The sequence below is a fragment of the Streptomyces sp. BA2 genome (assembly GCF_009769735.1).
Taxonomy (GTDB): Bacteria; Actinomycetota; Actinomycetes; order Streptomycetales; family Streptomycetaceae; genus Streptomyces.
The window spans coordinates 705,233-726,582 of the sequence record NZ_WSRO01000002.1 but is presented as its reverse complement, the minus strand read 5'-3'; the positions used below and the strand labels follow the sequence as shown (position 1 = coordinate 726,582).

18 protein-coding genes are annotated in these 21,350 nt (G+C 67.7%); all 18 read left to right on the top strand.

The window, feature by feature from the left end; translation table 11 throughout:
- Positions 1-4: 4 nt before the first annotated feature.
- The 18 genes from E5671_RS06055 to E5671_RS05970 all read left to right on the top strand — a co-directional run bounded on the left by E5671_RS06055 (position 5) and on the right by E5671_RS05970 (position 21,349).
- Entirely contained in the window at positions 5-1,654 is a 1,650-nt protein-coding gene (locus E5671_RS06055; RefSeq protein WP_160502805.1) for a terminase large subunit, read from the top strand.
- 20 nt (positions 1,655-1,674) lie between these two features.
- On the top strand, positions 1,675-3,063 hold the full coding sequence (locus E5671_RS06050) for a phage portal protein (RefSeq protein ID WP_160502804.1): 1,389 nt from the start codon (positions 1,675-1,677) through the stop codon (positions 3,061-3,063).
- On the top strand, positions 3,063-3,842 hold the full coding sequence (locus tag E5671_RS06045) for a VG15 protein (RefSeq protein ID WP_160502803.1): 780 nt from the start codon (positions 3,063-3,065) through the stop codon (positions 3,840-3,842). The genes E5671_RS06050 and E5671_RS06045 overlap by 1 nt, the downstream gene beginning before the upstream one ends.
- Positions 3,843-3,970: 128 nt before the next feature.
- Positions 3,971-4,609, top strand: coding sequence for a hypothetical protein (locus E5671_RS06040; RefSeq protein WP_160502802.1), 639 nt, complete (start codon positions 3,971-3,973; stop codon positions 4,607-4,609).
- 71 nt (positions 4,610-4,680) lie between these two features.
- Positions 4,681-5,628, top strand: coding sequence for a phage major capsid protein (locus E5671_RS06035; protein ID WP_160502801.1), 948 nt, complete (start codon positions 4,681-4,683; stop codon positions 5,626-5,628).
- A 56-nt stretch (positions 5,629-5,684) separates the two neighbouring features.
- The gene (locus E5671_RS06030; protein ID WP_237330113.1) at positions 5,685-6,698 is read left to right on the top strand and encodes a glycosyltransferase family 4 protein; all 1,014 of its coding nucleotides are present in this window, start codon (positions 5,685-5,687) and stop codon (positions 6,696-6,698) included.
- Positions 6,682-7,314, top strand: coding sequence for a hypothetical protein (locus tag E5671_RS06025; RefSeq protein WP_160502800.1), 633 nt, complete (start codon positions 6,682-6,684; stop codon positions 7,312-7,314). The genes E5671_RS06030 and E5671_RS06025 overlap by 17 nt, the downstream gene beginning before the upstream one ends.
- Positions 7,305-8,312 (top strand): glycosyltransferase family 4 protein, encoded by a 1,008-nt coding sequence (locus E5671_RS06020; RefSeq protein ID WP_336605678.1) that lies wholly within the window; start codon positions 7,305-7,307, stop codon positions 8,310-8,312. Before E5671_RS06025 ends, E5671_RS06020 begins: the two co-directional genes overlap by 10 nt.
- On the top strand, positions 8,305-8,661 hold the full coding sequence (locus E5671_RS06015; protein WP_160502799.1) for a hypothetical protein: 357 nt from the start codon (positions 8,305-8,307) through the stop codon (positions 8,659-8,661). Before E5671_RS06020 ends, E5671_RS06015 begins: the two co-directional genes overlap by 8 nt.
- A gap of 41 nt (positions 8,662-8,702) precedes the next feature.
- Positions 8,703-9,029, top strand: a complete 327-nt coding sequence (locus E5671_RS06010) for an HK97 gp10 family phage protein (protein WP_160502798.1) — start codon at positions 8,703-8,705, stop codon at positions 9,027-9,029.
- Positions 9,029-9,421: a hypothetical protein gene (locus E5671_RS06005; RefSeq protein WP_160502797.1), complete on the top strand. Its 393-nt coding sequence runs from the start codon at positions 9,029-9,031 to the stop codon at positions 9,419-9,421. The genes E5671_RS06010 and E5671_RS06005 overlap by 1 nt, the downstream gene beginning before the upstream one ends.
- Before the next feature lie 67 nt (positions 9,422-9,488).
- Positions 9,489-10,073 carry a phage tail tube protein gene (locus E5671_RS06000; protein WP_160502796.1) on the top strand — a complete coding sequence of 195 codons (585 nt, stop codon included), beginning with the start codon at positions 9,489-9,491 and terminating at the stop codon, positions 10,071-10,073.
- Between the two features lie 94 nt (positions 10,074-10,167).
- Positions 10,168-10,617: a hypothetical protein gene (locus E5671_RS05995; RefSeq protein WP_160502795.1), complete on the top strand. Its 450-nt coding sequence runs from the start codon at positions 10,168-10,170 to the stop codon at positions 10,615-10,617.
- 56 nt (positions 10,618-10,673) lie between these two features.
- Entirely contained in the window at positions 10,674-11,024 is a 351-nt protein-coding gene (locus E5671_RS05990) for a hypothetical protein (protein WP_160502794.1), read from the top strand.
- Between the two features lie 24 nt (positions 11,025-11,048).
- Positions 11,049-17,276, top strand: a complete 6,228-nt coding sequence (locus E5671_RS47370; RefSeq protein ID WP_160502793.1) for a peptidoglycan DD-metalloendopeptidase family protein — start codon at positions 11,049-11,051, stop codon at positions 17,274-17,276.
- Positions 17,277-17,345: 69 nt separating this feature from the next.
- Positions 17,346-19,514, top strand: coding sequence for a hypothetical protein (locus E5671_RS05980; protein ID WP_336605676.1), 2,169 nt, complete (start codon positions 17,346-17,348; stop codon positions 19,512-19,514).
- A 3-nt stretch (positions 19,515-19,517) separates the two neighbouring features.
- The gene (locus tag E5671_RS05975; protein ID WP_160502791.1) at positions 19,518-20,609 is read left to right on the top strand and encodes a DUF5047 domain-containing protein; all 1,092 of its coding nucleotides are present in this window, start codon (positions 19,518-19,520) and stop codon (positions 20,607-20,609) included.
- On the top strand, positions 20,606-21,349 hold the full coding sequence (locus E5671_RS05970) for a hypothetical protein (RefSeq protein ID WP_160502790.1): 744 nt from the start codon (positions 20,606-20,608) through the stop codon (positions 21,347-21,349). The genes E5671_RS05975 and E5671_RS05970 overlap by 4 nt, the downstream gene beginning before the upstream one ends.
- The last annotated feature ends 1 nt before the right edge of the window (position 21,350 follow it).

Sequence of the window (21,350 nt, the reverse complement as noted above, 5' to 3'; positions counted from 1 at the left end):
CCCCATGCCTTGGAGGGGGCCGTCATACGAAGGCGAGTTTCCGTCCCTTGGCCACCAGATCGTCGAGCACGTCGAGGAGTACCTCTGTCACGGTCCTGGCGACGTTGTCGGCGAGCCGATCGAGCTGGACGATGAGTTCTACGCGTTCATCGTCAAGGCCTATCGTCTGAACCCGGAGACGGGGCGCCGCATGTACCGGCGGGCGTTCCTCTCGCGGGCCAAGGGGCGCGCGAAGTCAGAGATCGCCGGAATGCTCGTCTGCGCCGAGGCTCTGTTCCCGGTGCGCTTCGACGGATGGGACGCAGCCGGTGAGCCGGTGGGCAGGTCGGTGAAGTCGCCGTTCATTCGCTGTCTGGCCACCGAGGAGGGGCAGTCCGGGAACACCTACGACAACGTGTCGACGATGCTCGAGTACGTGGTCGAGCATTACGGGGACGATTTCCCGGGCATCGACATCGGCAAGTCGGCGCAGTCGTCGAGCCGGATCGTTCTGCACCACCAGCGCGGCGAGATCACCCCGTCGACGGCGTCGTCCGCGGCGAAGGACGGCGGCAAGGAGACCTTCGCGGTCTTCGACGAAACGCACCTGTACGTGCAGCCGGAGCTTCGGCGCATGCACGGCACGGTCCGGCGCAACCTGCGCAAGCGCAAGGAGGCCGAGCCGTGGTGCCTGGAGACGTCGACGATGTACGAGCCGGGCCAGGACTCTGTAGCCGAGGCCACACACACCTACTTCAAGGCGATCAAAGAGGGCCGGGTCCGCGACGCGGATGCTGCAGGCCTGCTTTTCGATCACCGGCAGGCCAGGGACGGAACGGACCTGGCCGACCGTGACGCGCTGCTGGCCGGGCTGAAGGAGGCCTACGGCCCGGCCGCCTCGTGGATGGACCTGGACGGCATCATCGCCGAGATCTGGGATCCGCAGTCCGCCCCGTCGGACTCGCGACGCTACTGGCTGAACCAGCCGGTCGCCGCGGAGGATGCGCTGCTCGATCCGGCGGCCTGGTCGCAGAATGCGTCGCCGATGCGCCTGGAGCCTGGCGACGATGTCGTCCTCGGGTTCGACGGCGGCAAGACGGATGACGCAACCGCCTTGATCGCCATGCGGGTTTCGGATCGGCTCGTGCAGCCGGTCGGGATCTGGGAGCGCCCTGACGGGCCGCAGGCCAAGGGCTGGGAAGTCGACCGGAAGCAGGTAAGCGACCTGGTGGCCCACGCTTTCGGGCAGTGGCAGGTCCGGGCGTTCTTCGCGGACGTCAAGCTGTGGGAGTCCTACATCGACGAATGGACGGACACCTACCGGGATGAACTCGTCGTGCGGGCCTCCCCGAAGGCCGCGGTCGGCTGGGACATGCGCGGCCGTCAGCAGGAGCTGACCCTGGCCACTGAGGCGCTGGTGCGGGCCATCGAGGACGGCAAGCTGCCGCACACCGACCATCCGATCCTGAACCGGCACGTGGGCAACGCCCGGCGCCGGCCGAACAAGTGGGGCGTGTCCTTCGGCAAGGAGTCGCGGGAGTCCCCGAAGAAGGTCGACGGTTTCGCGGGGATGCAGCTGGCGGACATGGCGCGCCGCGCCCTGTCGGCTTCCCCGGACTGGGCGAAGCGGCAGAAGAAGAGGCAGCGCACCGGGCGCGTGCACGGATTCGCATAGAGCAGGGAGGTGGGCGCGGCATGGCCGTAATCGGCGAGGATCAGGCGGTGGCGACGGCGAAGCGCCTGCTGAAACTGCGTGAGGTCGAACAGCCCCGCCTGCAGCGGATCGCGGACTACATGGCTGGCAAGCATGCCAGCGTGTACGTGCCGTCGGGCGCGCGGGCCGAGTACCGGTGGCTGATCGAGCGCGCCAAGGTGAAGATCCTCCCCTTGGTCGTCAATGTGGTCGCACAGAACATGTACGTCGACGGATACCGGCCCAAGGGCAAGGACGACAACGCAGCCCCGTGGCGGGTGTGGCAAGCCAATCGGCTGGATGCACGCCAGCACGGCGTGCACCGGGCGGCGTTGACCTACGGGGCCGCCTACGTGGTGGTGATGCCAGGCAAGCCTGTCCCGGTCATCACTCCGTTCTCTCCGCGCCGCCTCACCGCCCTGTACGCGGATCCCGTCAACGACGAGTGGCCGCTCTATGCGATCGAAGACCGTGTCGAGAACACGGCAGAAGGCCCCCGTCGGGTCGTGCGCATCTACGACGAGCAGGCCCGCTACACGCTGTCCGGCAAAGCCGACAGTACTGACCTGACGCTGGACGAAGACGGCGTGATGCGCCACAACCTGGGCGTCTGCCCGGTGGTCCGGTTCGTCAACTCTGACGACCTGGACGGCGACGGCGTGATCGGCGAGGTCGAGCCGCTCATCGACGCCCAGGACCAGCTGAACATGACCACCTTCAACCTGCTGATGGCGCAGCAGTACGCCGCTTTCCGGCAGCGCTGGGTCACAGGCATGGCCCCGCCGCTCGACGAGCAGAATAATCCGATCGAGCCGTTCCGCTCCCGCGTCGACGGGCTGTTCGTCGCTGAAGACGCCGACACCAAGTTCGGCGAGTTCGGACAGACCGACCTCAAGGGCTACCTGGACAGCCGCGAGGCGACGATCCGCCACATCTCGACCCTGTCGCAGGTGCCGCCGTATCACCTGCTCGGCCAGATGGTGAACCTGTCCGCGGAAGCCCTCGCGGCTGCGCGCGACGGACTCGACCGGAAGATCGACGAGAGGGAGTCGCTGTTCGGCGAAGGCTGGGAGCAGACACTGCGCCTGTCCGGCCTCGCATCGGGCGACACGAAGGCTTGGGAAGATACCGTCGCGCAGGTCGTATGGCGTGACACCTCCGCCCGCTCCCTGGCCCAGACCGTGGATGCTCTCGGCAAGCTCGTCACGATGCTCGGGGTTCCCCCACAGGAACTGTGGGAGAAGATCCCCGGCGTGACGCAGACGGACGTCGAGCGCTGGAAGACCACGGCGGCACAGGGCGACGCGATGGGCCGCCTGAACGGCATCATCGAAAAGCAGATGTCACAGCAGCTCGCTCCGGTGCCCCCGCTGCCTGACGTGGCAGCCTGATGGCAGCCAATCCGGGCCAGGCGCAGCGGTATCGCGGCATACAGGCCCTGATAGCGGCACGCATGGCGCAGCGGGTCCTGCAGGTGTGGCGGGACCTGATGAATCCGGCGAAGGTCGACGCGTCCTGGCTCGCCGTCCGGGCCGCCCTCGTTCCCATCGTGGAGCAGGGCAGACAGCAGTCGGCGGAACTCGCGCGCGTCTCCTATGCGGATGCCCGGCGCGCGGCGACAGCCGTAGAGGACGGCTTCAAGCCCCAGGACCCGCTTCCGCTACTGCTGGACCGCCTAGAGTCAGCCCTCGACGTCACCGGCCCCGTCGAGTTCAAGAGAGCCATTGCCGCAGGCAAGACCCCTCAGCAGGCCATGGAAGCCGCAGCCGTCCGCATGGTCGGAACCACCCAGTACCTGGCCCTCGAAGGGGGCCGGTCGGTGATGAAGCGGTCCATCGAGGCCGACGAATCGGCTACGGGCTGGGCGAGGGTAACGGACAACGATCCGTGCGCCTGGTGCGCGATGCTCGCCAGCCGCGGACCGGTCTACAAGACGGCCAGAACGGCTGGCGATCCGCGCAAGGGCGGCAACTCGTACCACGATCACTGCGCCTGCCAGGCATGGCCTGCATTCACGCACGACGAACCCTTCATCGGCATTGCCGAGAAGCTCTATGACGACTGGCTGCGGACCACACGAGGACGCGGCGGCAAGCATGCCGTCAACGCCTTCCGCCGCTGGTGGGAGTCAGAGGGGCGCACCGCCTACGCGGCACCCGAGCGCTCCTGACCCCGAACCCGGCACCCGCGGTGCCGGATCACCCCTCAACGAGGCGCCTGCCGACACGGCTGGGCGCCTTTCGCGTAGCCACCCCGCGCCCGCCGGCATGGCGGCGCACCCGACACGGGAGCCCATCAATGGCCGAGAACACCTCGGAGACCGCCAGCGGCACGCCGGCAGTTCCGACCCCCGCCGAAGCCGTCGCAGCAGGCCAGATCCCCGCACAGACCCCGCCTCCGCCCGCTCAGCAGAAGACAACCTCAGGGCCCCAGGCCCAGGAGGCCGCCAAGGCGGAGATCACGGACTGGGAATCCGAAGCGACCAAGTGGAAGGCACTGTCCCGGCAGCACGAGAACAAGCACCTGGCCGCTCTCGGCTTCAAGTCGAAGGACGAGATCGACCAGCTGCGCCAGGCCGCACAGAAGCACGCCGAGTTCGAGGACACCCAGAAGTCCGAGCTCCAGCGCGCCAACGAGCGGGCCACAAGCGTCGAGCAGAAGCTCACGGAGCTTCAGTCGACGAACGCCCGCCTCATGGCTGCGGCCACGCACAACATCCCGCCGGACCTGATCGACCTTCTCGGCTCGGGCAGCGACGAGGAGATCAACACGCGCGCCGAGGTGCTCGCCGAGCGCCTCAAGGCCAGCGCGCCTCCGTCCGCCGCCACCCAGCACCGGCCCGTCGAATCCCTGACACCGGGCGCAGCGACCGCCTCCGGCTCCGCCGAGGCAACCCCCGACCAGTGGATTCGAACCATGGCCGGCCGTACTCCCTGATCTGAACCTCACCGCAGCACCGGAATTACCCGCACGGGGCCGGGGTCGCTGCATTTCCGGAAGGAGACCCCGTGCCTTTCAACTCGCTCATCAGCCGGGACGCCAGCAATGATCCGCTCGTCCCGACCCCGGTCTCCGCGGAGATCATCCAGGAACTCCCTGCGGCTTCTTCTCTGCTGCAGCGGGCCCGCAACGTGCCGATGTCGTCCAAGACGCAGCGGCAGCCGGTCCTCGACGTCATGCCGCTGGCCTACTTCGTGGGCGGCGACACCGGCCTGAAGCAGACCACGGCGCAGGACTGGAAGAACGTCGACCTGGTCGCCGAAGAGATCGCCGCGATCGTGCCGATCCCCGAGGCGTACCTCGACGACGCCCAGATGCCGATCTGGGAGCAGGTTCGGCCCCGTCTCGTCGAGGCGATCGGCGCGAAGCTGGACGGCGCAGGTCTCTTCGGGCTCGACAAGCCGTCCACGTGGCCCTCCGCCGTCTACCAGTCCGCCGTCGCCGCAGGAAACGCCGTCATCACCGGCGCCGGCGCCGACTTCGGCGTCGACGTCTCCCTCGCCGCAGGGAAGGTCGCCGAGGACGGCTTCGCCGTCAACGGCTTCATCAGCCGTCCGGGACTCACCTGGAAGCTGAACGGCATGCGCAGCGAGCAGGGTCTGCCGATCTATCAGCCGAACATGCAGGGCCAGCCCGGCGGCACCCTGTACGGCTACGGCATGTCGGAGCTCACCAACGGCGCCTGGGACATGTCCGAGGCGGAGCTGCTGATGGGCGACTGGTCGAAGGCGATCGTCGGCGTCCGCCAGGACATCAGCTTCAAGCTGTTCACGGAGGGTGTCATCTCCGACGACGACGGCAAGGTCCTCCTCAACCTGATGCAGCAGGACTCCGTCGCCATGCGCGTGGTCATGCGCGTCGCGTTCGCCACGGCCAACCCGGCGACCCGCCTGAACACCAACGCGGCAACCCGCTCGCCGTTCGCGGTCGTCCAGGCGACCACCGCCGCATCCTGACCCGTCCGGCCGGCGACCCTCAGGGATCGCCGGCCGACGGCAGATCGGAGTCCACCTTGCGCGTCCTGGCGATGCTGCACGCCTACCCTCCGGCCCACAATGCGGGCGCCGAATGGGCGGCCCACAGCCTGCTGCGCGAGCTCGCTGCGCGCGGGCACACCGTGGACGTCCTCCTCTCCCAGGCGGCGGAAACCAAGGACACCTACGAGATCGACGGCGTCAGCGTTCATCCTCACCGCGGCAAGGCGGACCCGGGCCGGTGGATGCGGGGTCCGGGGCGCGCGAACGTGATCGTCACGCATCTGGAGAACACGCCTCGCGCCTCCGTGCTGGGCGAGCTGAACCGCATCCCGGTCGTCCACCTGCTGCACAACACCTTCGAGAAGTCGAAGTCATGGCTGGTGAAGGGGTCCCCGACGCTGGCCGTGTACAACACGGCCTGGATGCAGGCGGATGCTGAGGCGTGGTGGCGCATCCACCGCGGCGACCGTCCGATGCCGTGGGGAATCACCGTGCACCCGCCCGTGGCGGTCGCCGACTATTCGGCCACGCCCGGCGACCGCATCACTCTGATCAACCTGACCGAGGAGAAGGGCGCGAAGGTCTTCTACGCGCTGGCGGAGCGGATGCCGCGCCGCAAGTTCCTGGGCGTGATCGGTGGCTATGGCAATCAGGTCGTGCGTGAGGATCTTCCCAATGTGGAGATCGTTCCGCACACGCCAGGGGATCGCATGGCCAAGGACGTCTACGCCCGAACGAAGATCCTCCTGGCGCCGTCGTCCTACGAGTCGTATGGCCGCGTGGCTGTCGAGGCGATGTGCTCCGGGATTCCCGTCATCGCCCACCCGACGCCCGGACTCATGGAGTCGCTCGGCGAGGCCGGATCCTTCTGTGACCGCGACGACCTGGAGGCGTGGGAGGCCGCCATCCGGCAGCTGACGGCCCCGACCACTTACCGGCAGGCGTCCAAGGCGGCTGCCGCACGGGCCGCCGGACTCGATCCAGAGGCAGAACTCGATCTCTGGTGTGTGGCAATGGAGGGGGTGGCCAAGCGTGGATCCCCTCGCTAACGTCAGCGATCTTGCTGACCGTCTTGGCCGCCCGCTTACCGCAGGTGAAGAAGCCCGCGGGATGGCGCTGCTCGGCGACGCCTCCGCCCTGGTCCGCATGTTCACCGGCCGGGAGTTCACGCGCACCGACGACGACACTGTGGTGGTGAGGGCGCAGCAGGGCGAGATCCGGCTGCCGCAGCGGCCTGTCATTGACGTCTCCTCCGTCGTCGCGATCGGAGCCGGAGGGGCCCCGGACCTTCCCGTCGTGGGCTGGCAGTGGGACGGCATCGACGTTATCCGCACGTCGACCGAGAGCCCGTCGATCAACATGCCAGAGCTCTGGTACGACGACGACTTCGAGGCCTATCCGGGCACCTTTCGGGTGGTTTACAGCCATGGGGAGACGGCGGTGCCACCGGATGTGGTGGCCGTAGTCGCGCGGATGGCACTGCGGACCTTGACGGCGCCGACCATGGCAGGTGGCGTGACCGGCGAGACGATCGGCCCGTACAGCTACCGCACGGACGGAACGAGCGCCGGAACGGCCGTCGCCATGACGGACGACGACCGCAAGATGCTGGAACTTGCGGGCTATCGACGCAAGTCCGGCATGACCACGGCGAGGTGGCGGTGACGAAGCCACTGCGAATCATCGCCCGAGTGCACGCGATGCCGCCCGAACACAACGCGGGCGCGGAGCACATGCTCGTGTCCATGCTTCGCCCCTTGGCGGAGCGCGGTCACGACGTACAGGTATGGCTGTCCCGGTACGGCGAAGCGCGCGAGCGGTACGAGTACCGCGGCATCCAGGTCGTACCACTGAGGGCAGGACTGGACTTCACGTCAGCCCTGCGCCACGCGGACGTGGTCGTGTCGCATCTGGAGTGCGTCCCGTCGACCGCTTCGCTGGCCCGCGGGTTCGGAAAGCCCCTGGTGGTGCTGTGCCACAACACTCATCGGCTCAGTTTTCGCGACATGGCCGCCGGGGGCACTGCACTGGCGGTCTACAACAGCCAGTGGATGCAGGTCGAGGCAGAATTGTTCTTCGCCGAGTACCCGGCGGGAGTGCTCCCGCAGAGCGGCCTGATTGTGCGCCCGCCGGTGTTCGCCGGCGAGTACGCGACGAATCCCGGCAAGGCCGTAACGCTCATCAACTGCAGCCCAGAGAAGGGCTCCAGTGTTCTTGAGGCCCTCGCTCGCCGGATGCCCGAACAGTCATTTCTGGCGGTACGAGGCGCATACGGGGAACAGATCCCCCCGGACTTGCCGAACGTCGAGATCATCGAGCATGTGGACGGCGGCGCCATGCGCGAGCAGGTCTACGCCCGCACGAAGGTGCTGCTCATGCCGTCCTCCTACGAGTCGTGGGGGCGTGTCGGGGCCGAAGCGATGGCCTCCGGAATCCCCGTGCTGGCTCACCCGACGCCGGGTCTGTGTGAATCGCTCGGCGAGGCGGGGATCTTCGTCGATCGGAATGACGTGGATGGCTGGGAAGCCGTTCTCCGGGAGCTGCTGACGCCGTCCGCCTACCGGCTGGCGTCGAAGCGCGCGAAGATCCGCAGCGCCGAACTCGACCCCACCGCAGACCTCGCCGACTGGTGCGAAGCCATCGAGGAGGCGGCCCGTGCGTGAACTACCGCACGGCGACACGGTGACGATCCTCCGGCCGGGACCATCGACGTCACAGGACATCTACGGCAACGACGTACCAGGCGCGGTCGCGGAGATTCCCGTGCCCGGCTGTGCGGTCGCTCCCCGAGACGGAACCGGATCCGCAACGAACGAGATCGTCGGCGACCGCGACACCGTCATCTCAGGCCTGACGCTCTATGCCCCTTTCGGCACCGACATCCGTGCCACCGACCGCGTCAGGGTCGGCGACGACATCTACGAAGTCGAGGGCCACGTCGGCTCATTCCGCTCCCCGTTCTCCGGCTCCACAGGCCCGGTTGTGGTGGCACTCGAACTCGTCACGGGCTAGCCATCAGGCCTCCAGTCGTCACACGTTGAGGAGTTGAGGGCATGGCTGCACGATTCAAGATGTCCCGGACAGGCGTGGGCGAGCTGCTGCGTTCGCCGATGATCCAAGCCGAGATGCTGCGCCGAGCCGAGGTCATCAAGTCCGCGGCCGTAGCGATGTCGCCGATCGACGAGAGCGATCCCCGCGCCGGCCACTACAAGGCCTCCTGGTCGACCGATAGCACCTCTCGCGGCGGCCGCCGCCACGACCGCGCGGTCGCCTATGTTCGCAACAGCGCCTATTACGCCCGCTGGGTCGAGTACGGCACCGAGCGAGTGCCCGCCCATCACGTACTCCTTCGCGCCGCCCTGATAGGCGGGCGGAACTAGTGGCGGCAGTCGGCAGCGTGGACATTGAGGCCGAACTGGTCGCCTGGCTGCACGCCAGGCTCACCGTCCGCGTACTCACCGATTTGCCCGCCAACCTGGCCGATGTCCTGCCGGTCATCCAGTTGCAGCGCGTCGGCGGTGACGACGACACCCTTCGGCTAGACCGGGCCTTTGTCGAAGTCGACGTCTACGCGGCTACGCGCCCGGCGGCGTCGGCCTTGATGGCGCAGGCGCGTTCAGTGCTCCTGTCGGAGTTGAGCGGCGCCGTCACCGATTCCGCCGTGTTCACCATGGCGCGAACCATCGCTGCGCCCTCGTGGCGCTCCTACGAGAACCCAGCCCTGCGCCGTTTCGGTGCTTCCTTCGAGATCTATAGCCACCCGGTCTCCTGACCGTTTGCGGGCCCGCGCCCCCCTGATCCCGCCCGTGCGCGGGCTTCACGCATGTCTGGAGACAACGATGGTCAACATCACCCGCGCCGCCGATTTGACGGTTATCGGAGCAAATGGAGGGGGTTGGGTAGGCGACACGGGCACTACTGCGCCTGCGTCGCCTCTCGTTCAGCCGCTCTCTCCGTGGGAGCCGCTCGGTGCGATCTCGGACGACGGTCTGACCTACGGCTTCGACGAGGACTCGCAGGAGTTCACTCCCTGGGGTCTGACGTCGCCGTTCCGCACGCAGATCACCAAGTCGGTGCGCACGTTCAAGGTCACCCTGTGGGAGACCGCCCGCGTCGCCGTCCAGTCGATCATGTACCGGATTCCGGCCGCCGAACTGGAGCCCGTCTCCGGCATCACGAGCTTCGCGGAGACCGCGAGCCCGGTGCCGGACCGCCGCGCCTGGTGGTTCCTCGTCATGGACGGAGACACCGCCAAGGGCTTCTACGTCCCCCAGGGTGAAGTCTCCGACCGCTCCGACGTGACGTTCAAGCAGGACGAGATGTCCGGCTACGAGATCACCGTCACCGCCTACCCGGACGCTGCTGGGAACACCGTCTACCACACGGACTCGGTCCCGGCGACGCCCGACTACACCGGCTCCTGACCCCCTCTGACTGGTGGACGGGCTGCGCACGCGGGCCCGGCCCGTCCACCTCCCTTCCCACGCCCGCGCCATAGACGAACGAGAGGCCCGCGCCATGGCTGCCAATGCCAGGACCGCAACCGCCCGCACGAAGCCCGCCGCCCGCAAGAAGACTGCTGCCGCCCGGCCGCCCCGCAAGACGGACGTCGTCGTCCCGGACGTCGAGCCCGACGAGGACTTCGACGACGAGGATGACGACGCCGCTGAGGCCCAGGAGTCCGAGGCGCTCGGCGGCTACGTGACCGCCACGCTGCGTGGCGAGGAGCTGCGGGTTCTGCCGCCGATGGTGTGGAGGCAGTCGTGGAACCGGCTGCTGAACTCCGGCCAGATCGACGCGTTCGCCGAGCTTGCCATCCACCCGGACGACTTCGAGCTGTATGAGGATCTCGACCCGACGAATGGGGAGTTCGGCGAGTTCATCGGTGAGGCCAGCGAGCAGGCGCCGGAGAGCCAGGGAAAATCGCATGGACCCAACAGGTCTACGAGGCGCACTCGGAGGCGGTAGAGGCCGATCTCTGGCGCTTCTACCAGCGGGATGTCTTGGACGTGCACCGCGGGGCGATGACGTGGCGGCAGTTGCGGGTCCTGATCCAGCACCTGCCGCCTGAGTCGTCGACGATGACCGCGCTCCGCAACCTGCTTACGGATGAAGAGCTGGCCGAGCAGGCGGAGAAGGGCGAGCCGGAGAAGGGCCGCTGGAGCCAGTTGGAGCAGCTCACGGCATCCGTGCTTGATGCGATCCGGCGTCTGGAGCACGTCTATATCTGCTCCCACGTCGAGAAGAAGCGTGACCAGCCCGCCGCGCCGGAGCCCACTCGACGGCCCGGCGCGAAGCCGCTTAGACCCACGCCGAAGATCTCTGAGCAGGCCGCAGAGCGTCTCTTCCAGCTCATCAACGGAGGCGCCGCCTAGCGCTGCCACGAGGGGAGGCCCCTCGTGGCGATCCAGGTCGGCAGCGTCGAAGTCGACGTCATCCCCAACACACGGCAGATATACAGCCGGCTCCGCGCAGGGCTCGTCCCGGCCGCGACGCGAGCCGGTGAGGATGCGGGCAACGCCGCCGGCCGCAGCTTCGGTCCGGCGATGCAGGCGCAGGTCGGCAACGTCGGTCTGGCGATCGGTGAGCAGATCGGGCAGCAGATCGCCGCTCGTATCACCGCTTCGCTGCGGGATGCGATCCGTGACGGCGTCACCCAGGGCGGGCGCACGGCTCGTCCTTCGGCTGTCCGGCAGGGCGACGACACGGCGGGCGCCTTCTCGCGTGCGATGAAAACTCATCTGCAGGCGGCTTTCCGGTCGCTGCCGAAGTTGCAGATCGGTGCCGACACTTCCGAGGCGGACTCGGATCTGCAGGCGCTGCGTTTCCGCATGGAGACGCTGGCGGACAAGCGGATCGGCATCGATATTTCCGCCGCTGACGCCAAGGCTGAGATCAGGGCGATCGAGGCTGAGCTCACCCGCCTCGGCGCGAAGCATCCGAACGTCCAGGTCAGGGCTGACACGGCTGCGGCGCTGACGCAACTGGCGACCGTCCGGGCCGCGATCGCTGCGGTCGACGGCAAGCGCATCAACATCCGGACCGACGTCAGTACAGCTCAGGCGACCGCCGCGCTGTTCCAGCTGACCGTGGCGCTCGGTGCGGTGGCAGCCATCCCTGCCATTCCGATCCTCGCTGCGGGGATCGGATCTATTGCCTCGGCGGCTGTTGCCGCCGGGGCTGGCGTTGGCGCGCTTGTAGCCGTCGCCATCCCCGCCTTCGTCGGCATCGCAGGCGCTTTGCAGGCACAGAAGACCGCCCAGGATGCGGCGGCCACCGCCTCCATCAAGGGCGGCCAAGCCGCCGGGCAGGGCGTCTCCAAGGCTGTGCAGTTGGCGGGTGCGCAGCAGTCGCTGGCGACGGCGCACCGCAATGCAGCCCAGCAGATCTCGCAGGCCCAGCGGGCGGTCGCAGATGCCGTCGAATCGGGTGCGCAGCGGGTCCGGCAAGCCCAAGAAGGCGTCAAGGACGCGGTACGGAGTGCAGCCGAGGCGAACCGGTCGGCCGCACAGCAGGTGAAGGCCGCCCAGCAGTCGGTGGCGGACGCAGTACAGCAGGCGGCCGACCGGCAGCGGGATGCCGCAGAGCGGGTAGCGCAGGCCGAGGACTCTCTCGCCGACGCCCAGCGCACCGCGCGGCAGGCCCAACAGGATCTGACGCAGGCCCGTAAGGACGCCGTCCTCGAACTGGCCGAACTGTCGACGCGCCTGGCGGGTGCGCAGCTCTCCGAGCGGGACGCGGTCTTGTCGGTGCAGGAGGCCCGGGATCGGCTGCGGGCGACGCAGGCCGTCGGATCGAAAGCCACGCTGCTCCAGCAGCAGCGCGCCCAGCTCGCCTACGACCAGGCCGTGCAGCGGCTCAAGGAGCAGAAGGACGAGACGAAGAACCTTGCCGCGGAGAAGAAGGCCGCGGACAAGGCCGGCGTTGAGGGCTCCGACACGGTCAAGTCGGCGCAGGAGCGCCTGGCGGGCGCCCAGCGCAACGTGGGGGATCAGCAGACGGCGCTGGCGAAGGCCCACCAGGAGGCGGCGCAGCAGCAGATCCAGGGGACCAGGGACATTGCTGCCGCGCAGGCGAAGGTGTCGGAGGCGCAGCGTAATGCGGCGCGCACGCAGGAGGACGGGGCCCGGTCGGTAGCCCGCGCCCAGCGTGAGGTGACCCAGGCTGCGAAGGAGTCCGCTGAGGGAGTGTCACGCGCGCAGGAGCAGCTGGCTCAGGCGCGGATGTCGGCGGCGGACTCGATTGCGTCGGCTGAGCGGCAGATTGCCTCCGCGTCGCAGCAGGCGGCCGGGGGCGTCGATCAGGCTGCCGTCGCGCAGGCCAAATACCAGGAGGCTCTCGCAAAGCTGACGCCGTCCGCGCGAGCCACGTTCGATGCGTTCGTGTCGCTGAAGGGCGCTTTCGGCGACTGGTCGAAGTCGCTTCAGCCGCAGGTCATGCCCATCTTTACGCGGGCGCTGAATGGGCTGAAGAATTCGCTGCCCGGTTTGACGCCGTTCGTGAAGGCCGCCGCCGACGCGATCGGTGAGCTCCAGGACCGGGCCTCGCGCGGCTTCAAGTCCGAGGGCTGGAAGGAGTTCAAGACCGATCTCGCTGGGGCAGTGCGTCCAGCGATCATCGGCATGGGTATCGCCTTCGGGAACCTCTTCAAGGGCATGGGCGGCATCGTCCAGGCCTTCCTGCCGCACATGGACTCCATCTCGGCGCGAATGCAGGGCATCACCGCCCGGTTCGCGACCTGGGGCACCAGCCTCAAGGGCAGCCCGGCGTTCGAACGGTTCCTCGCGTACTCCGCCGAGCAAGGCCCGATCATGGCGCGGGCGCTAGGCGACATCAGCTCAGCGTTCTACCAGGTGGCCCGCGCTCTGGCGCCGCTGTCGGGGCCGATCCTGGAGATCCTCGGCTCTCTGGCCCGCGGTCTCGCGTCGATCGCCGAGACCCTGCCGTGGCTGATCCAGGGCATGTACCTCGTCTACGTCGCCACGAAGCTGTGGACGATCGCGATGTTCCTGTTCAACCTGGTGATGAAGGCTAACCCGCTGGTCCTGCTGGGGCTGGCGATCGTCGCCCTCGTCGGATTCGTGATCTACGCCTACCGGCACTTCGACTGGTTCCGAAACGGCGTACAGGCCGCCTGGTCAGGCATCCAGACGGCGGCGATGGCGGCCTGGAACGGTTTCCTGAAGCCCGCCTTCGACATGATCGTCGCTGGCGCGCAGACGGTGGGCCGCTGGGCGACGTGGCTCTGGCGTGTGGCGATCAAGCCTGCGTTCGACGGTATCTCGCTCTCGGCGCGGGTTCTCGCAACGGTCATCGTCACGCTTCTCGTTGCCCCCGTCGTGATCGCTTTCCGGCTGGCGGCGGCCACCGGAACGTGGCTGTGGAAGGTGGCCATCGGCCCGGCGTTCCGCGGGATCGGTGCGCTCGGCAAGTGGCTGTACGAGAAGGCACTCAAGCCCGCGTTCGACGGGATCGGTGCAGCAGGCCGCTGGCTATACCGGACGGCGTTGAAGCCTGCGTTCGACGGGATAGCTGCGTCCGGTCGCTGGCTGTACCGTGTCGCGATCAAGCCTGCGGCGGATGGCATCGTCGCCTCCTTCCGTTTCGTCGGCAAGATCGGGTCGTGGCTGTACCGCACCGCGATCCGACCTGCGTTCCGTGGCATCGGTGATGTCGGGAGGTGGCTGTACCGGTCCGCGATCAAGCCTTCATTCGATGCGATCGCGAGCCGGGCGTCGTGGCTGTACAACAAGGCTCTCAAGCCCGCCTTCTCCAAGATCAAGGAGGCGGTGCGGCTTGTCGGCCGGGCTTTTGACACGGCGCGGAAGGCGATCGGTACGGCGTTCGGGAAGATCAAGTCGATCGTCTCCGAGCCCGTCAACTTCGTGATCAAGTATGTGTACACGAAGGGCATCAAGGCCGTCTGGGACAAGGTCGCCAAGTTTGTGGGCCTGGACAAGCTCCCCGACGCGCCCAAGCTCCTCGAGGCGGGCGGCACGGTCGGCAACGGGTTCGGGCCTGCCCGCCCCATGGTCACCAATCGTCCGACGGCGATAGTGGGTGAAGGCAACCCCCGTTACCCCGAGTTCGTGATCCCGACTGACCCCAAGTACCGCAGCCGTGCGCAAGCCCTGCACGCCGCGGCGGGCACCAGGCTGATGGCGAAGGGCGGCATCCTCGGGCCGCTCGACGGGGCTTGGGACTGGACGAAGGACACCGTCAGCGACGTCGTCGGCACGGGCATCGACTGGGCGAAGGCGGGCGCCGACCTGCTGACCAACCCGTCGAAGATCTGGACGAAGCTCGTCAAGCCCATTGTCGGCAAGATCGCCAAGGGGGTGGGTGTAGCCGGTAAATGGGGCAGCATGATCGGCAAGTTCCCGCTCAAGATGATCACGGGCCTGAAGGACAAGATCGTCAGCGCTGTCAGCTCCATGTTCGCCGGAGGCGGTGGAGGCGGGGAGTGGGCCAAGCCGGTCAACGCCAAGTACGGCACGAGATTCGGCAAGAAGGGCTCCATGTGGTCCTCCGGCTACCACACCGGCCTGGACTTCCCCGCCCCTACCGGCACGACGATCCGCGCCGTCAACGACGGCACGATCTCCCAGGTCGCATCAGGCGGGCCTTACGGCAAGCACGTCGCGATCAACCACGGCGGCGGCCTGTCCAGCTTCTACGCACACATGTCGTCGATGGTCGCCAAGATGCACAAGCACATCGGACGCGGCAAGCCCATCGGGAAGGTCGGCTCCACCGGCAACACGACCGGTCCCCACCTTCACCTGGAGGCACGCAGGAACGGCAAGGCCGTCGACCCGATGCCGTTCCTCACCGGAGGCGGCGGAGGCAACGCCCAAGCCACCGGAGCCGCCCAGCAATACGCCAAGAGCATCCTGGGCCGCTACGGCTGGGGCCCCTCGCAGTTCGGTCCGCTGAAGAAGCTGTGGAACGGCGAGTCCGGCTGGCGCTGGAATGCACTCAACCGCAGTAGCGGTGCATATGGTATCCCTCAGTGTGTGGATATATCGACTGAGATCCTGACCCGTCGTGGCTGGCTTCGATATGACGAGGTTCGCGTCGGCGACGAGACGATCGGCTACAACCTCGCCACCGGCAAGAGCGAGTGGACGAGCATCACCGACGTGCACCACGGTGCTGGCGAACTGCGTCGATTCGGTACAGAGAAGTGGTCAGCCAACTCCACGCCCAACCACCGCTGGTTGGTGGAGCGCACAGAGCCGCTATGCGAAGTCGCGGATCTCGGAGACATCCCTGCGGGGTTGTGTCAGTGCGGGTGCGGTGAGGCTACGACGCTGGCTAAGAACAGCAACCCTGCGAAGGGTGTCGTTCGGGGGCGCCCAAACCTCTACGTGCATGGACACCACACGCGCGGACGTCGACGTGACCCTGCCGCTGCCGACGAGTTCTTCGTACAGCAGCAGGACTTGAAGCGACGTCAGCGGATCGTGCTCGCACGCCCCGCTGAGACCACCTCCGGACTCGACATCACGGTGCAGGAAGCCGCGCTCCTCGCGTGGGTCGCCGGTGATGGCTGGCAGGTCAAACCGCGACCATCTCGCGGTGTGAACGCGGAGAAGGGCTACAAGTCCGGCTCCAGGCCAATGACGTACCACATCGGACAGACCAAGGAGCTGAACTGGGCTGCCATTGACGCGGCGGTGGACGGTCACGGCCGCGTCTGCCGCACCCGAGAGCGTCACGTGAATGGAGAGCTGCGACGCGACAGGGAATGGCGTCTGGCGGCCCCCTACGCGCGGGACCTCACGGAACGGGCAGGGAACCCGAAGACGGAGTGCGTCGAGCAGGTACTCGCGATGTCAACGGAGCAGCGCGAAGCCTGGCTGAACGCGATCATTAAGGCGGAAGGCCACGTCTCGGCTGCGCACGGCGAACGGAAGCCGGTCACGCAGATATCCCAGAAGGCGGGCCCGCTCGCTGACGCGATCGTGCTGGCGGTCTACCTCTCGGGCCAGCGGCCCAGCGTCTACGTGAGTACGCGCACGGGCGGCAGGCGCGGGACTGTGCCGGTATGGACGATCACGCTGACGTCTCCGCACCTTGGCGAGCCCCGGAAGGTGGTGGGCGGAAAGGAGGTCTGGAAGGACGAGTCGATGGGCGTCCAGCCCGTCTGGTGCGTGACGACGGAGCTGGGGACCTGGACGGCACGGCAGGAGGAGAACGTCTTCCTGACCGGCAACTCCCTCCCGGCGTCGAAGATGCGGTCGGCGGGTGCCGACTACCGGACCAACGCTAAAACCCAAATCCGATGGGGCCTGAACTACATCAAGAAGCGCCCGGACTACGGGTCGCCTGCACGCGCCTACTCGAAGTGGCAGTCGCGCAGCCCGCACTGGTACGACCAGGGTGGCTACCTGCAGCCCGGCCTCAACCTGGCCTACAACGGCACCGGCAGGCCCGAGCCCGTCTTCACGGGCACACAGGCCAACGCCCTGACACGGCTGGCGACGTCACCGTCGGGAGGAGGCGGCGGCCAGTTCGAGGGCGACCTGTACCTCGACTCCGGGGCGTTCCTCGGGCACGTCCGCGGCGAAGTGCAGCAGACGATGACCGATCTCACCAACACGCTGACCGCAGGCCGGAGGTGAGATGTGCCGATCCCCGGGAATCTCCTGTCGGCAACAACCGAGTCCGTCGACCCGAACACTTCCGGCTGGGTGAGCAAACTCAACGCGACGATCGCCAAGGGAACGGGAGGGAGGAACGGCGACGGCTGCTTGGTCGTCAAGTCCGTCGCGGCGGGCGAGATGCAGGCCCGCACCGTCTCCTCCTACCCCGTCACCGCTGGCACGACGTACCAGACGTTCGCCGACGCTGCCGGGGTCGTACCTGAGCGCATCGGCATCCGCTGGCTGTCAGCTTCCAGCACCGAAATCTCGATCACCTGGTCCCTGACCACGTTGGCGGCGTCCAGCGGATGGCACCGCGTCGGCGTGGCCGGGATGGCGCCGGCGGGCGCGACACAGGCGCAGGTTCTCCTGTCGTCGACTCCGGCCGCGGGGCTGGTCAACCAGTACTGGGAGAACGTCTACCTCGGCTTGCCGATCCGCACGACCGGCAACCTCTTCGCGTTCGGCACAGAGTCCGCCGAGATCGACGCGTCCGGGTGGACGGCCGAAGTCAACGCCAGCGTTACCCGGCAAGTCCCCGTCGCGTCGTGGGCGGTGGACAACTATCTGGCGGGCGGCCACACCATCGCGGTCACCGCGACCGGTGCGGGCAACGCCGCCGCGGTGTCGACCGACCGGCCCACCGTCACGCCGGGCACCGACTACCTGGCCTACGCCTACCTGAACCCGCCGACGCTCCTCGCCGACGTGTGGATCGAGTTGCGGTACTACGATGTCAACGGCAACCAGATCAGCGCCACCCGCTCCACCCTCGTCTCGCCTTCCCCGGGTTCGGGCTGGTACCGGCAACGCGCCTCCGCCATCGCTCCGTCGAATGCCGCAACCTGCGGCATTGCGGCGGGAGTCAACGGTGCTTCGGCAGGCCAGGTGCTGCGACTGGAAGGTGCAGTTGTCGCGGTCGCCACGGTCTTGCAGGCCGGGACGACCCTCCCGTATGCCGACGGCTCGTTCGAGCAGGGTGTCGCCGGGTGGACGCGACCCTCCGGTGTGGCAGTCATCAGCCGCTCCACGCCGTGGGGGCAGGTCGCCTTCGACGGCTCGTACTCTCTGTCCGTCACGTCGGCGACAGCCACGGCGAGCGTCGTGCGCTCCGCTAAGTTCGCGGCCCCGGGCGGGGTGGGTACCAGCTACCGGGCTCAGATCCTCGCCACCCTGGGCGCAGGTTCGTGGACCGTGAACGTCAAGGTCCGCTGGTACGACGCGGCGAACGCCGATCTCGGGACTACCGGCGGCACCTCCTATAGCTTCCCGGGTGCCTCTTGGTACGCGATGTCCACGGACGCCAGCGTGCCCGCCACCGCCACGCAGGGAGCGATCGAGCTCACCCTCACGGCGGGTGCCACCAACTCGGCGATGTACGTCGACATCGCCGCCCTGTGGCTGGCAGTGCCGCTCACTGCGGTGCAGGTCGTCGACGAGAGCGCCAGCATCACGTTGACGCTGCGCGAGCTCACCGTCGGCCAGTCCATCAGCGTCTACCGCGAAGGCGAAGACGGCATCCGCACCCTGGTGCGCGGCCCGCTCGGTCTCCTCGACCGGACTCGCATCACATCAGACCTGATGATCATCGAGGACTATGAGGCGCCCCTCGGCGTCCCGGTGCGCTACCGGATCGAACTCTGGCCGGACGGGGCAACCACACCGGGAACCCGCACCTCCGACACCGTCACCATCACCGCTGGCGACCCCAATCTGGCCTGGCTGAAGGACCCCGGGAATCCACAGAGGAACATCCGGCTCATGATCTCGAAGCCGCCCGACTGGCAGCGGCCCATCGAACAGTCCCTCTACAGGGTCAAAGGGCGCCGCAACGCCGTAATCCTCAGCGACACGCGAGGCGGCCTCGAAGGCGACCTCACCCTATGGACGCGCTCCGACGACGAACGCAAAGCACTGCACTGGCTACTGGACTCCGGGAATGTCCTCCTGTGGCAGGCCGTCCCGGGCATGGGCGTCGACGACATGTACGTCAGCGCCGCCCAAGCCACGGAGGCCCGCGTCGGCGGCACCGCCCAGGAGCAGTGGCGCGCGTGGACGCTTCCCCTCACGCAAACCGACATGCCCGTCACGACCGGGCTCAGCGGATCTGCGGGCCGCACCTGGCAGGACGTTCTCGCCGAATTCGACACGTGGGGAGATCTCCTCACCACGTATGCCACCTGGGAGGACGTCCTCCTCGACCGCCGGTTGGGGTGATCCATGTACCCCGTCAGTAGCCGGTTCCTGCCACGCCTCGGCGAAGCACACACGCCGGTCACCGAGGTGAAGCTGTTCAAGACGGACGGCAGCGTGGTCACGCTCGAGCACACAGGCGGCTCGGTGCCTGTGGACCGCGGGCAGGCGATCCGCCGTACCTGCACCGTTACCTCGGCGGACGTGACGCTAATCCCTCGCACCCCCGCGGACGAGCTCGCCACCTACGGGGCCCGGCTTCGGATCGCGCGCGGCGTCACCTACGGCGACGGCTCCCAAGAGCTCGTGCCTATCGGGGTCTTCCGGCTCGACGGCGTGGACGGCGACCCAACAGACGGCCCGGTCACGCTGACGGGTAAGTCGCTGGAAGCATGCGTCGCCGACGATAAATTCACCGAGCCCTACAAGGCGACCGGCACCGTCGTCGGCGCCGCCACCGCACTCATCCAACGCTCCCTACCTGACGCCGACGTGATCAGCCTCATCGTCGACACCCCGATCGGCGCGCGGACGTTCGACGTTGAAGCTGACCCGTGGGCAGGCGTCGAGGAGATCGTGGCCGCTGCCGGAGCCGAGTGCTACACGAACGCGGATGGGGTGTTCGTCATCGCCAGCCTGCCCGAGCTGCTGGCCAACCCCGCCGTGTGGGAGGTCGCCGCCGGCGAGGGCGGCGTGTACGTGCAGGGCAGCCGCGGCATGAGCTCCGACAAGGTGTTCAACGGCTGCCTCGCCCGTGGTGAGAACACCGAGGAGAATGTGGCCCCGGTCTCCTACCTGGCCACTGACAGCGATATCAACAGCCCGACCTACTGGGGCGGCCCGTTCGGTAGGCGCCCGGACTTTTACGCCTCCAGCACGCTGACCACCGTCAACGCGTGCGCGCAGGCCGCCAACTTGAAGCTGATCGCCGGGAAGGCCCCCAACGCGAGTGGTGACTTCTCGTCGCTGCCGAATCCGGCGCTGGAGTGCGGCGACGTCATCCGCGTCATCCACCCTGACGGAACCCGCGAGCTGCATCAAGTCCAGAGCTTCTCCGTGCCGCTGGACACCGGCGGCGACTTCCCGATCACCACTATCGCGGCGAAGGAGGACTCGTGAAGGAAACCTTCGGCACGGTCCGCAAGCTCGCCGACGCACTCCAGCAGCAGGCCGTGTCCGCAGGCGCCACCGCGACGAGCGTGCGGGGCGCGGACTGGCGGCTCGCCACCGTACAGACCGTCAACGCAGGCGGGACTGTGCTTACGGACGACGGCATCACGGTGCGGCAGATGGAGACGTACACGATGCCGCAGGTCGGCGACGTCATCGTCATCAGCCAGTCCTCGTCAGGGAACTGGCTGGCCGCAGGCCGTACAGCTACTGCCGACCTCGGCATCGGGCAGACCCTCGTCGCCTTGAAGACGGCGGACACGTCTCGCACTAACAACGCCGCACCTGCCGATGACCCGCACCTCACGTTCGCCGTCGCCGCGAACGCCTCCTACATCGTGGATGGCTGGATCAAGTACAGCGCCTTGGTCGACCTCGACATCACCGTCGACTGGACGACCCCGGCCGGAGCGCTCGGCGAGTGGACGGGCCACGGCATGGGCCTGGGCACCACCGCCCAGTCCACGAACGGCTACAGCATCCGCACCGAGACCAACGACGTGGCGCAGCCCCGCAACTTCAGTGGCACGACCAGCGCCGTGGGGGAGTACTCGGTGCTCATCGCCGGGACGCTGCGCGTGCAGGGAACTGGCGGCACCTACGCCCTGCAGTGGTCACAGGGAAACACCGGGGCCACAGCCACCACTGTCTACACCGATTCCTGGCTCCGTCTGACCCGCATTGCTTAAG

Coding starts and splice junctions, on each gene's coding strand:
- E5671_RS06055 (WP_160502805.1), top strand. CDS start 5: ATGCCTTGGAGGGGGCCGTCATACGAAGGCGAGTTTCCGTCCCTTGGC.
- E5671_RS06050 (WP_160502804.1), top strand. CDS start 1,675: ATGGCCGTAATCGGCGAGGATCAGGCGGTGGCGACGGCGAAGCGCCTG.
- E5671_RS06045 (WP_160502803.1), top strand. CDS start 3,063: ATGGCAGCCAATCCGGGCCAGGCGCAGCGGTATCGCGGCATACAGGCC.
- E5671_RS06040 (WP_160502802.1), top strand. CDS start 3,971: ATGGCCGAGAACACCTCGGAGACCGCCAGCGGCACGCCGGCAGTTCCG.
- E5671_RS06010 (WP_160502798.1), top strand. CDS start 8,703: ATGGCTGCACGATTCAAGATGTCCCGGACAGGCGTGGGCGAGCTGCTG.
- E5671_RS06000 (WP_160502796.1), top strand. CDS start 9,489: ATGGTCAACATCACCCGCGCCGCCGATTTGACGGTTATCGGAGCAAAT.
- E5671_RS05995 (WP_160502795.1), top strand. CDS start 10,168: ATGGCTGCCAATGCCAGGACCGCAACCGCCCGCACGAAGCCCGCCGCC.
- E5671_RS05990 (WP_160502794.1), top strand. CDS start 10,674: ATGACGTGGCGGCAGTTGCGGGTCCTGATCCAGCACCTGCCGCCTGAG.
- E5671_RS05975 (WP_160502791.1), top strand. CDS start 19,518: ATGTACCCCGTCAGTAGCCGGTTCCTGCCACGCCTCGGCGAAGCACAC.